This window comes from Actinomadura terrae, from assembly GCF_022751215.1.
In the GTDB taxonomy this organism is placed as follows: domain Bacteria; phylum Actinomycetota; class Actinomycetes; order Streptosporangiales; family Streptosporangiaceae; genus Spirillospora; species Spirillospora terrae.
This window is the reverse complement of the sequence record NZ_JAICDG010000007.1, coordinates 329,472-341,507: the sequence shown is the minus strand read 5'-3', so window position 1 is coordinate 341,507 and position 12,036 is coordinate 329,472. Positions and strand designations below refer to the sequence as shown.

10 protein-coding genes and 1 riboswitch are annotated in these 12,036 nt (G+C 69.6%); of the genes, 6 read left to right on the top strand and 4 right to left on the bottom strand.

The features are described from left to right. Positions 1–12: 12 nt before the first annotated feature. The 4 genes from K2F47_RS35620 to K2F47_RS35610 all read right to left on the bottom strand — a co-directional run bounded on the left by K2F47_RS35620 (position 13) and on the right by K2F47_RS35610 (position 5,247). Entirely contained in the window at positions 13–2,130 is a 2,118-nt protein-coding gene (locus K2F47_RS35620) for a YcaO-like family protein (protein WP_242910572.1), read from the bottom strand. A gap of 118 nt (positions 2,131–2,248) precedes the next feature. Next, on the bottom strand, positions 2,249–2,371 hold the full coding sequence (locus tag K2F47_RS41120) for a hypothetical protein (RefSeq protein WP_272497912.1): 123 nt from the start codon (positions 2,369–2,371) through the stop codon (positions 2,249–2,251). A 334-nt stretch (positions 2,372–2,705) separates the two neighbouring features. After that, positions 2,706–3,386 (bottom strand): (2Fe-2S)-binding protein, encoded by a 681-nt coding sequence (locus K2F47_RS35615; RefSeq protein ID WP_242910571.1) that lies wholly within the window; start codon positions 3,384–3,386, stop codon positions 2,706–2,708. 368 nt (positions 3,387–3,754) lie between these two features. Further along, positions 3,755–3,954: riboswitch (cobalamin riboswitch) on the bottom strand. A 171-nt stretch (positions 3,955–4,125) separates the two neighbouring features. Continuing rightward, positions 4,126–5,247 carry a prenyltransferase/squalene oxidase repeat-containing protein gene (locus K2F47_RS35610; RefSeq protein ID WP_242910570.1) on the bottom strand — a complete coding sequence of 374 codons (1,122 nt, stop codon included), beginning with the start codon at positions 5,245–5,247 and terminating at the stop codon, positions 4,126–4,128. A gap of 1,194 nt (positions 5,248–6,441) precedes the next feature. On the opposite strand from K2F47_RS35610, the gene K2F47_RS35605 reads away from it, so the two are divergent. The 6 genes from K2F47_RS35605 (at position 6,442) to K2F47_RS35580 (ending at position 12,023) form a co-directional block, all read left to right on the top strand. Next, on the top strand, positions 6,442–7,536 hold the full coding sequence (locus K2F47_RS35605) for an SIS domain-containing protein (protein WP_242910569.1): 1,095 nt from the start codon (positions 6,442–6,444) through the stop codon (positions 7,534–7,536). A gap of 100 nt (positions 7,537–7,636) precedes the next feature. Then, positions 7,637–8,398: an SDR family NAD(P)-dependent oxidoreductase gene (locus K2F47_RS35600; protein ID WP_242910568.1), complete on the top strand. Its 762-nt coding sequence runs from the start codon at positions 7,637–7,639 to the stop codon at positions 8,396–8,398. A 28-nt stretch (positions 8,399–8,426) separates the two neighbouring features. After that, the gene (locus K2F47_RS35595) at positions 8,427–9,578 is read left to right on the top strand and encodes a pyridoxal phosphate-dependent aminotransferase (RefSeq protein ID WP_242910567.1); all 1,152 of its coding nucleotides are present in this window, start codon (positions 8,427–8,429) and stop codon (positions 9,576–9,578) included. After that, positions 9,575–10,306, top strand: coding sequence for a DUF554 domain-containing protein (locus tag K2F47_RS35590; RefSeq protein WP_242910566.1), 732 nt, complete (start codon positions 9,575–9,577; stop codon positions 10,304–10,306). Before K2F47_RS35595 ends, K2F47_RS35590 begins: the two co-directional genes overlap by 4 nt. 131 nt (positions 10,307–10,437) lie before the next feature. Next, positions 10,438–11,187, top strand: coding sequence for a LuxR C-terminal-related transcriptional regulator (locus tag K2F47_RS35585; RefSeq protein WP_242910565.1), 750 nt, complete (start codon positions 10,438–10,440; stop codon positions 11,185–11,187). 200 nt (positions 11,188–11,387) lie between these two features. Beyond that, positions 11,388–12,023 (top strand): gamma carbonic anhydrase family protein, encoded by a 636-nt coding sequence (locus K2F47_RS35580; RefSeq protein ID WP_242910564.1) that lies wholly within the window; start codon positions 11,388–11,390, stop codon positions 12,021–12,023. The last annotated feature ends 13 nt before the right edge of the window (positions 12,024–12,036 follow it).

The following is a 12,036-nucleotide window of genomic DNA, read 5'->3' as shown; positions in this document are numbered from 1 at the left end:
GTCCATGCCGCGTCAGGAGAACGGCAAAGGATCACGGACAAGACGGTCTTCGGTGAGCGGGCCCGGTACCCAGCCGTGGGCGGCCGGCTCCCGGTACAGCCGCTCACCGCCCAGGAAGGGGAACGCGGCCGGGGCGTTGCAGTACAGCCCCGGCACCATGACCCGCACCACCCGCAGCCCCGCCGAGCGCACGTCGGGCGTGGTCAGCTCGACCATCACGGCGCGCAGCCCCTGGGCGGTCAGCATCCGCAGACAGGCGTCCACTCCCCGGACGGTGCCGGACGGCGCGGGGCTCAATCCGCCCGGAGTTCGCAGCCGGTCCAGCCGGCCGTCCTGCATCCGCGGGTCGAGATAGACCTGCGGATGCAGCCGGAGGTCGTTGACGTCCCGCCAGTCGGCGCGGAAGTCCTTCAGGTAGCGGCGGTCCTTCCGGTACGCCCGGTACGGGCGGTGGTCGATACGCCCGGAGTGGACCGCACGCCAGAAGGCGCCCTTCCCGTCGGCCAGCTCCAGGCCGGTCTCATGCATGCCGATGGCCTCGGTGAACGCCTTGGCCGCCGCCTCCTCGGCCGAGGCGCGGCAGGCCGAGCCGAAGGCGACCAGCCGCCGCGCGCGGTCCTCGATGAACACCGCGGCGACCAGCGCCTGGAACGTCGAGGGGACGCGCAGGAACCGCACCGACAGTCCGCCGTCCTCGGCTTCCTGGAGCGCGGCGCCCAGCGGACCCGCGCGCGTGTCCACCTCCAGCGGTGCGGCGGGGGCGCCGCTGGACCACCACAGCGTGACCGCGTCGCGTTCGAGCACCTCCTCCAGCGCCGCACGCTGCGCCTGGTGCAGGCTCGTGCCCGTCGCCGTGCCCGCCAGGATCGGATAGTTGGTGGGCGGCTCGCTCCGGCGTGGGCCCCGGAAGTAGTTGACATAGGTCAGCGACGCGGGCACCAGGACCTCCGCGCCGTCGCCGAGATCACGGCCGGGCGTCCAGGTGATCTTCAGATCGCCGGTCATCGGCACGAACGGGAAGCCGCGCTGGGCGTACTGCGCCGGTGAGTACAGGGCGAACTCGCGCGGGTCGACGGCCGGCCGACGCGCGTGCACCAGATCGTCGTAGGACGCAGTCGGCAGGTCGTCCGGCACGACGTTGGCGCAGTACCGTTCGGCGGCCTCGCCGAGCGCCGCCCACCGCGCCCGATCATGGCCCCCACCGGGAGCTTCAGTGTAGGCCTCATCGGGGGACGGGCCGTGACCGACGAGGGCCGCGCCGCCGGTGGTGGTGTCGACCACCCAGGGCGTCAGCCGCGGGTGCACCGACAGCTGGGCGGTGTAGGAGACGCAGGCGGTGACGGTGCCCGGGCGCGGCCGGTCGCGGGTGAGGCTGCTGATCAGCCCCAGCCTGCCGTCCACCAGCCGTCGCGCGACCTGCTCCATGCCGTCCTCATGACCCTCCTCGCCGGCGTGGACGGCGGCCGGCGCCTGCCCGGTCACGAGCGGCGGCGCGGAGGAGGTGTGCCCGAGGGGCAGCGGCAGGACCGGGTGGTAGGTGAGGGAGGCGGTCGGCGGTGCCAGGTCGACAGCGATCTGGTGCCCGCGGCTCGGCACGGGCCGTCCGGCCAGATGGGCGAGCGCGTCGGTCACCAGCAACCCGGCGACGAGCGCCTCGCCGTCCGGTGATCCGGGTGTCCCAGGCGGCCACGGACGGGGGCCGTTTCCATCGCCGTTCACGGCCTCTTCGCCGGCGCTGCCGGCCGCGTCGGCCCACTGGGCCATGAGCTGTTCGGGAGACCGGGCGGCCGCCAGCCGCCGCGTCCGCGAGTCCAGGTAGGTCGTGGTCGGCGCCCCGTCGCCGGACCGGTCGCCGTCGCGCGAGTCGGACGCGGTGAAGGGGCCGATGTAGAACCGGCCGCCCTCAGCATGGCAGCGATGCCAGGGCACCCCGGCCTCGGCGCACCAGCGGTCTATTTTCTGCCAACGTGCGTCGGGCAGCCGTACCGCGCAGCAGATGACCAGGTCGATCTCGCTGAGCAGGGCACGGTCCAGCGTGCCCCGCACCACCTCGGCCGCGGGCTCCAGAAGCCCCGCCACCAGGGCTCCCAGCGGAGTGTCGCCTTCGACCTGCACGATCGGGCGTTTCAACGGCCGTTTCCTCATTTCCCGGGGCATCCGTCGTCGATATGCGGACTTTCCTATGAGCATTCACCGGTCGCGGCGTGCGACGGGGAGGCGGCTGCGGCGCCGCCTCCCCGTCTATGGATCAGCTCTCGCTCTGCTCGTCCTGCTCGTCCTCACGCCACTCGAACGGAGCGTCCACAGCCGGGGTGTGGGACTTCAGGCCCTTCTGGGGCTCGTCCGGCTCGGCGAAACCGTGGTGCGCCATGTGCATCCTCCTTCGTGGTGGCCCACGCGGCAGGCAAGACCTCGCCCGCTTTGCGAGCTTCTCTACCTGTCGCCGACATTAGGCATATCAGTCAAGCAGAGTCAATGCGCATTTGGCCGATTGCGTCGCCCTCCACCGATCAACCTGCGACTTTAAGATGAATTTACTCGCTGGCAATATCGTCACTTCGCCGCAAAGCGGTCACCTGCGGACACTAGTCGTCACGAATCGCACGCGTGACATATTGCAGCACCATAAAGACAACCGTAAATAGTGCTGCCGACGACCGGAACCGCAGTCGGCGCTCCGGCCCACCCCGCTCCGTCCACGACCATCACCGGTCCCGCCGAGCCAGGGCGCAGTCGTGGCATTTCTCCCCGCCGGGAACGCGGTAGTACAGGCAGCAGCTGCGGCGCCGAAACCCCAGTTCCGGACCGGTGATGTGTCCGGTGCCCACCAGCCGCCCGGTGTTCAGCAGGGCGGTGGTGAGCTCCCGTACCGCCTCCCGCAGCGCGGGCCTGGCCGCCACCAGGGCCCGCGCGGCCTCCACCAGCGCGGAGGCGGCGTTGCCGTCCAGCAGCCCGGAGGCGACCTTGACGCGCAGCCCGGCGGCCAGCGCCCGCAGATGGTCGTCCATCACCGCTCGATACAGCGCCTCGGCCAGCCGCGCCCCCTCACCGACGCGCAGGCCGACGGGGTCGGGCAGCCGCAGGACGGCGCCGTCGTCGGCGCGTTGCAGCCCGGTCAGGTCGATGACGATGCCGTGGATGACCGCGCAGGCCAGCATCGGCGACCACAGGCGTGCCGCATGCCCCAGCTGCACGACGGAGGCGGCGATCCGCGGTTCGCCGGTGCCGTACCGTTCGGCGCGCGCGGCGATCAGGTCGGTCATCCCCTGGGCGTAGGCGTCCTGGGCCGGCCGCCAGCCCTCACCCGGGCCGCCCACGGTGACGGCGAAGAACGAGCCGAAGGCGGCGGCCTCGGCCAGTGCCGCGGCGGCGGTCACAGCGGGCACGAAAGTCACCTCAAGGGATCCAATCTACTGAGATGCGTTACCGAAAAGACGTCGACATCAGTTATTCAGGGCATGGGACCTGCACCTGAGAACCGTTCCGATCCCAGGCGTGACGACCCTATTCTTGACATCAAGGTTCCGGGCGATCACCTTCCCCTCTTGACTCATATGTCGGGGATGTGATCTCGGACGCGGTGGCACTCTGCGCAGCACCGGCGCGGCCGCGCGGATGGGCGGAGGCGGCGGCCGACACGTCATCGCCGCGGGAAGTAGGTGGCTCGGTAACGCCGGTCGTCACCCGGCACGGCACCGGGTCCGGCGAACCCACGGGCATACCGCCCTCCTCTCTGGGGAAATCCGCCCCAGTTCCTTGAGGAGGCGACCGCGTGAGTCTCCTGGCTCTCGGGTCAACGCTCGTCCCCGCCTTCCCACCCGCTCGCACGGGCAGTGGCGCCATCGGGATCCGCTCGCCGATCACAGTGGCGGGACCGCGCCGGATTCACACCGGCTTCCTCGTTCCGCCGTCGCCTACACCACTCATGGTGGCACAGGTCGCACTTGCAATAAAGTCGCAATAACGGGGGGACGGCCGGTCGAGCAGCCGCCCGCTACGTTCGCGCCCTGCTCGGTGGCGCCGATCGCGCCACCGAGCAGGGCCGCTTCCCTGTTCCGACCGCACACCCGACCACCGGCCCGTCGCAGGCGGTCACCGCCAAGAGGACGAGCTCGGTCGTCAGAGCTACTTGCCGATGTCTCCGAGCGCGACGCCGGCGAGGACCAGGAGCGCCTGCGGGTTGGCCCGGCGCCACTGGTCGCGTTTCGCGGGGGTGATGCCGTTCTGCTGTGCCTCGGTGAAGGCCGCCTTGTTGTAGGCGATGGCCCCGACGTCACCGGACGCCTTGCCGGCGTTGCCGGGGGTCAGTTGCAGCGTCCTGACCCAGCGGCCCGCCTTGGCGGCACCCGCGTTGAGCGCGCGCGCCTTCGTCTTGCTCACCAGACCCGACTGGCCGACGGCGCGAAGCGCCTGCCCGGCCAGGCCGGTGCTGTTGGTGTTGGGACTGGCGGTCGGCCCTGATCCCTTGAAGGAGCCGTCCGCGGCCTGCTGCCCCAGCAGCCACAGCGCGCCCTTGCGGGCGGCGGGACCCGCCGCCTTGTTCCCCGATTTGTATGCGGTGAGGAGGGACTGCACCGCTATCCCGGTCGTGTCGGGATCCAGGATCGGGTTGGTGGCCTGGTCGCAGGTGGGCGCCGCCGTGTCGGGGAAGAGGCGGAAGCCACCGGCGGCGCACTGCTGTTTGATGAGGAATTTCACCGCGTCGCTGGGGACGCCTCCGGACCGCGCGAGCCCCAGGATGTTGAGCGACTGCCCGAAGCTATTGCTGTAGTCGGTGGTGCCCTTGTCCTGGAACCGGCCCTTGTTGACGCCGGACTTCGTCATGAGGGCCAGCGATTCGGCGCGCAGGTCGAAACCCCCGAAGTTCCGCGGGTTCGACTTGGTCGCGGTGGCGAGGTAGAGCAGTTTGCCGGTCGGACCGGAAAAGCGGACGCCGGGCTGGCCCGAGTCGTCGAGACTGTTGTACGAGCGCACGTGCGCGGCGATGTAGGCGGTCGACTTCTTGGCGATCTGCGGTTTCACGCCGGTCGCTTTGAGGGCGATGACCGTGTCGGCGGTCAGTCCCCAGTCGGTGAAGTTGAACTGGTCGTTGAAGATACCGCCCTTGGCGTCGAGTTGGGTCGCCTGCCATCGGGCGGCCCTCACCGCCGAGGGATGCGACGCGGCTTGTGCGGGCACAGTCAGGCCGGTGAAGGCGACGGCTCCCACGGTGAGAGGAACAAACATGTGGCGGACGGCGATGTGCATGAAATCACGCCCTTCGCTTCGAATCGTGGACAGCCGCCTCAGCACCGCCCGGCACGGCGGCCCGGCGGCCGGGACTCCGTTCTGCGGACCACGGCGGCGGAAATGGGTGGCGCGCGCGAATTTGTCCAGCAAAGCCTATTACCGCCGCGGAGTCAGCCGCCATGTCCGGATCTGGACGAGCCGGCTTCCGATTTTCCCCACCGGCCTGGAGCGCGTGAATACCGCTCCGTGCGACGACGCGCGCGCCGAGGCCCCTCACTGGCGCGGCGGCCTTGGCAACGGCACTGGCCGAGACCGGGGCCGGGGCTTGATCACCAGCCGATGATCACATCGGGAAGTGGGCGGTTCCAGGTCCAGGAACAAGTACTGGCTCTTTGTTGACGATGAGGTGAGCGGGGCCGAAGGAGCCGCTGTTCTCGGGGATGTCGGTATGGAGCGGAACAGAGACGATCATTACGAGATCAACGCCGGCGCTCCCCGGCACGGCCTCGAAGGCTCGGCAGGGCCGGGGCTGCGCCCGGGCCGGGCCAGGGCTGCCGGGGGCCCGGGCGGCCGCGGTCCATGGGCGTGGCTCGGCGTAGCCGGGAGCGCCGGACGCGCGGGGAGCACCCACCCTGCATTAGTTGCTGCATCAACCAACTTGATGCGGCACGGCCGTTTCCAGGGAAAGCGCGAGTCCCTTTAGACGTCGTTGCGGCCGGGGCGGCGGGAGTGCCGCAGGTCAGTCCAGTTGAGAGGGTCCTAGGGCGGGGGCGCGGGGCCGGTTGTCGTTGGAACGATCGAATTCAAGGCGGCCGGATTGAGGTCTTCGCAAAAAATCTTGCCCGCCCGTTCCCAAAAGTTGGAGCGGTTCATGGTTCGGTGTGTCGACTGAGGCGCGATTGCACTCCGATTGCCTTCTGTCTGGATTCAGGGGAGTTGCCGGCGAGGCTGCTGTTACGTGGATCACAGGCGGCTGCGTCAGGCGCCCCAAGATCTCTTCTGAGCTGCAAATTCTGGGTCGGCTCTCCGGTGCGGCCGCGCCGCCGGGTGATCAAGGTGCCGCAGCGGCCTTGATTGTCCAAAGGGGCCCTGCTTACTCTTGCCCCGACGGGGAGGATCGGTCCCTGTAAGACCACGGAGTGGGCCGATGGATTTCCCGTGTGCAGCTGGGCACGAATCTCGTGATGTCCCAACCACGCTGGAGTGTGCGCCATGGAAAGTCGCCTGGAACGTTACGGCCGGTTCATCTCCAAAGAATACTTCGCGGGCTTCCTCAAGCCCGAGGAGTACGCGATCGACGACGTCAAGCCCGACCTACGCGCACGGATTAAGAGTGGAACGTTCAAGCGCATCGTGTTCACCGGCATGGGCTGCTCGGCCATTGTGTCGGACATCATCCGCGGCTACTTCGCCGAGATCGGCTCCCCGATCGAGGTCTTCGTGGTCAACGACTACGAATTCCCTTTCCTGCTTCCCTCCAGCATCGTCGACGACGACGCGACCCTGATCATCATCAGCTCCTACAGCGGCCATTCGCAGGAGCCGCTGCGCGCCTTCGAGTCGCTGTCGCACGCCCGTGACCGCGTCCTGCTGCTGACCTCGGGCGGGCAGCTCGCCGAGGCCGGGCGGAAGGCGGACGTCTCCATCGCCTACTGGCGGCTCAGCGAGCCCGACCGCGAGTACCCGCTGTTCCACGTCACGCAGTACTTCGCGATCCTCCTCCACATGTTCCACGCGCTGGGCCTGCTGGAGGACGACGAGCAGGCCGTCCTGTCGCGGCTGCCGGAGGTGCTGACCGGGGACGCCGCGCAGCGGGAGCGGGCGCGCGCCATCGCGTTGTCGGCCCGGGACTCCAACATCGCGATGATCGGCTCGCCGAAGTGGCACGAGAGCCTGATGAAGCTGGCCAAGATGCACTTCAACGAGATCGCGATGACGCCCGCGACCAGGAACTACTTCCACGAGTTCTGCCACAGCGAGATCGCCACGCTCTCCGACCCGGTCCGCGCGCACACGGTGCTGATCTTCGCCGACGGCGAGGAGGACGACTACACGCAGCGGAAGATGGACAACCTGGTCGGGCTGCTCACCGCCGACGTTCCGCAGAATCGGAACGTGACCGTCCACAAGATCGACATTCCGGGGGAGGGGTTCCTCCAGAAGTACTTCTGGGCCCTCAACCTCGTCCAGCTGATCACGCTCGACCTGGGGAACTACTACGACGTGCAGTCCCGCGACCTGATCTCCGAGGCCGCCGGCAACCCCTGGTACCACAGCACGACCATTCTCGCCGAGGCGAACGCCTGACACGCCCCCGCCCGACCGTCCGCCGGCCCCGGCACGGGGCCGGCGGACGGGACGGCAGCCCACAAATTCCTTGGACAGCACCTTCGACAATGGCGGTCCAATGCTGAAGACATTTGCCCTTGACGGAAAGGTCGCCCTGGTCACCGGGGGGACGCGGGGGATCGGACGGGCACTGGTCATGGGGCTCGCCCAGGCGGGCGCGCGGGTGGCGTTCACCGGTTCCCGGGACGAGACGGTCTCCGCCGCGGACGCCGAGTTGCGCGCCGCCGGCGTCGCGGCGAAAGGCCTGGTGTGGGACGCCGCGTCCAACGAGCCGCCCACGCGCCTGGTCGGCGAGGTCGATTCCGAATTCGGCGGGCTGGACATTCTGGTGAACTGCGCGGGCACTATCCAGCGGCACCCGGCCGAGCGGTTTCCCGACGACGCCTGGGACGAGATCATCAACGTCAATCTCAGCTCCGCGTTCCGGCTCAGCCGGGAGGCGGGCACCCTGATGCTCGACCGGGGCGCCGGGAAGATCGTCAACATCGCCTCGGTCCTCGCCTACTCCGGCGGCAGGAACGTCGTCGCCTACGCCGTGAGCAAAGGCGGGCTCGTCCAGCTCACCCGCGCCCTCGCCACCGAGTGGGCGCCGCGCGGCGTCAATGTCAACGCCATCGCGTCCGGCTACATCCGCACGGACCTGACGCGCGAACTACAGGAGGACGAGACCAGGGAACGCGGCCTGATGGCGCGGGTTCCCGCAGGCCGCTGGGGGCGGCCCGACGACCTGGTGGGAGCCACGGTGTTCCTGGCGTCGGAGTCCGCCGACTTCGTCCACGGAGCCGTGATCCCCGTGGACGGCGGATGGAGCGCCGCCTGATGCGCTCTGTTGAACTAGGGGGGAGATAATGCGGATCGCCAAGCGATTCCAAGGCCGCGGCCAGTCGCCGATCCGGGCGATGACGGTGCGGTGCGAGGCCGTGGGCGGGGTCAATCTCGGCCAGGGCCTGTGCCGGGTGCCACCGCCGGACGACCTGCTGAAGACGGCCGCGAAGTCGTTCGTGTCGTTCGACCATTCCTACAGCTACGCCGAGGGCGACACCGGCTTCCGCGCCGCCCTCGCCGAGGCGCTGGACCGCCACCAGGGAATGGACGTCGATCCGGACCGGCAGATCGTCGCCACGGTCGGCGCGACGGGCGCGTTCAACGCGACCCTGGCGGCGTTCCTCGATCCGGGCGACGGAATGCTCGTGCTCGAACCGTTCTACGGCTACCACGTGGCGTGCATGCGGTTCTTCGGCGTCGTCCCGCAGCCGGTCGCGCTGCGGGCCCCGTCGTTCACCATCGAACGCGAGGCGCTCGAGGCGGCCGTGACGGAGACGACCCGCGCGATCGTCGTCTGCACGCCCTCGAACCCGACCGGCCGCCGCTTCACCGCGGACGAGCTGGCCGCCGTCGTCGAGGTGGCGCGCGAGCACGACCTGCTCATCGTCACGGACGAGATCTACGAGCACATCTACTACACCGAGGGCCCGCACCTGTCCCCGGCGCGGGTCGGCGACGCCGCCGACCGCACGGTGATGATCTCGGGCCTGTCCAAGTCGTACAGCGTCCCGGGCTGGCGCCTCGGGTACACGGTCGCGCCGCCGGAGCTGACCGCCGCCATCCGCACGGCGGCCGACACCCTCACGGTGTGCGCGCCGACGCCGCTCCAGCAGGCGGCCTGCCACGCGCTGCGCTTCCCCGACACCTACTACGAGGACCTGCGCACCCTCTACCGGAGGAAGCGCGACCGCCTGGCCGAGGCGTTCGCGGACTGCGGCGCGGAGGTCGATCTCCCGGAAGGCGCCTACTACCTGTTCGTGAACTGCGCCGGCCTCGGTGTCAAGACCGGGCACGAGGCGGCCGATCTGCTGCTGGACAGGGCGGGGGTCGCGACCATCCCCGGTGAGGCCTTCTACGTCGACGACCCGGGAGTACCCTACGTCCGGGCCTGCTTCTCGCTGGAGGACGACCTTCTGGAGGAGGCGGCCCGCAGGCTGCGGGAGAGGGTCCCGTGACGGGGCTGGGAACGGTGCTCGACGTCGTGTCCATCGCGGTCGGCACGGCGGCCGGCGTCGTACTCGGCGACCGCGTCTCCAAGAAGCTGCGCGAGCTCGTGCTCGGCGCGATCGGCCTGTTCATCATCATCCTGGGCGTCCAGCAGGCGACCCAGGCGCTGACCGGCGGGTTCGCCAAGGAGATTGGCGACCTGGCGTCGCTGATCGTGCTCGGCTCGCTCGTGGTGGGCGGGATGGTGGGCGGATTCGTCGATATCGAATGGCAGCTCAAACGGCTCGGAGTGTTCTTCGAGCGCCGTTTCTCCAGCGCCGGGGAAGGGACGTTCCTCACCGGTTTCCTGGCGGCGACGCTGCTGTTCTGCATTGGTCCGATGGCCGTTCTCGGCGCCTTTGAGGACGGCCTCACGGGAAACTTCCAGATCCTGGCCGTGAAATCCCTCATGGACGGGTTCGCCGCGCTGGCCCTGGCGTCCGGCCTCGGCTGGGGTGTCGGTTTCTCGCTGCTTCCCATGGGGGCCTACCAGGGCGGGCTGACAATTCTCGCGAAACTGGTCGGAAGCGGAATCGATCCCGTGGTGGTGAGCTGCATGTCGGCCATCGGCGGGGTCCTCGTGCTCGGTGTGGGTGTGCGGATGCTGGAGCTGAAAGAGATCCCGGTGGCCAATCTGCTGCCGGCGATCGTGGTGGGGCCTTCGGTCACCGCCGTGATTCTTCTGGCGCAGGGCTGATTCCCGGCGGGGCCGGTTCCCGCACGTCCCCGCAGCCGGGGGGACGGCCCGCGAAACCGCGAAGAGCGGAAGCGGAAGCGGAAGGGAGAGTGGCCGTGCGATCTGACGGACGTGGCGACCCTCGCTCGCCCATGTGGGATACCGGAGCGGACGGGCGCATCGCAGTGGAGCTGCACACCGACAATCCGCTGTCGCTCCTCGGCCTGACCGCGGTCCTGGAGAAGACGCCCGGCATCGACGTGGTGGCCACGTCCCTCGGGGACCGGCGGCTGAGCGCGGCCGAGGCCACCACGTCGGGCCGGGTGGTGGTGGTCGCCGCGTCCTCGGGAGCGGCGGGGCTCGCGCTGGCCCGGCGGCTGCTGCTCGGCCGTCCCGCCGCCGGCCCGGCGGAGGCCGTCGCCCCCGCCGAGCAGGCCGGCCCCGCCTCGCCGCCCCCCTCGCCGGGGTGGCCGAGGGTCGTCCTCATGCTCGACTGCGGCGGCGACCTGCCGCTGGTGGAGGCCAGCCGCCTCCAGCTCCGCGGCGTGCTGTGCCTGCGCGAGGGGCTGAACACCATCGAAGCCGACCTGCGCTGCGTCGAGGCGGGCGGCGTCACGGTGTCGCCGTGCGTGGCCGGACAGATGTTCCTGGGCCTCGCGCGGGCGTGCGCCGCCCGTCCGGCCGCCGGCGTCCCGCGCCGGCTCGACCGGTTGAGCATGCGCGAGCGCCAGGTGTACGAACTGCTGGTGCGCGGCCATTCGACCAAGGAGGTCGCGCGGGTTCTGACCGTCACGGAAGTGACGATCAGGTCCCATGTGCGGCGCATTCTGGCCAAGCTCGAAATGCGGAACCGCGCCGAACTGGTCGTCCCGCCGGACGACGAGCCCTTCGCGCCGCGCTAGGGCCGCGAGACCCGTTGGCGGCGGCGGAGCCGCCGTCCGTGCACGTCACACGCTGATGATCTTTGGCCTGCGCGCGCTGCGTTGAAAAACGTTGAAGAAGGTTGAAAAACGTTGAAATGCCTGCTCGTCAGTTGTTGGTGAAGTCCAGGGGATGTTTCTATGACGACCGGGGATTGCAGGACCGGGGGGAGTCGGTGAGCGTGTCCGCAAAAGGAAACGTGGACGGGACGGATTCTCGGACGAGATCCATCCGAGGGCGCTCTCCCAAGATCAGCTCCGAAGCCTGGATCGCCCCGACCGCGGTGCTCACCGGCGGGGTCGAGGTGGCGCCCGGGGCGGTCGTCATGGACGGCGCGGTCGTCACCGCCGAATCCGCGCCGGTGACCATCGGACCGAACTCGATCGTCATGGAGAACGCGGTGGTGCGCGGCGCCGGACGGCACCCCACCACGATCGGATCGCACACGCTGCTCGGCCCGTCCACCCATGTCAGCGGCGCCGTGATCGGCTCGGAATGCCTGATCGCCACGCACGCCAGCGTCTTCAACGGCTCGGTGCTGGCCGACGGCGTCCTCGTGGCGATCGGCGCGATCGTGCACGTCGGCACCGTCCTCGGCGAGGGCGCGGCCGTGCCGATGCAGCACATCGCGGTCGGCGACCCCGTGCGGATCTTCCCGCCCGACGGCGCGTCCGAGGTGCACCGGCTGGTCGAGCAGGTCGGCTTCACCCGCACGGTGTTCGACCACGACACCAACGACCTGACCTTCCGCCAGAGCATGGCCTGGCTGTGCGCGACCTACTCCGGCGCGCTGCGCCGCAACGGAGACGACTCGTGAACGCTTCCGACTC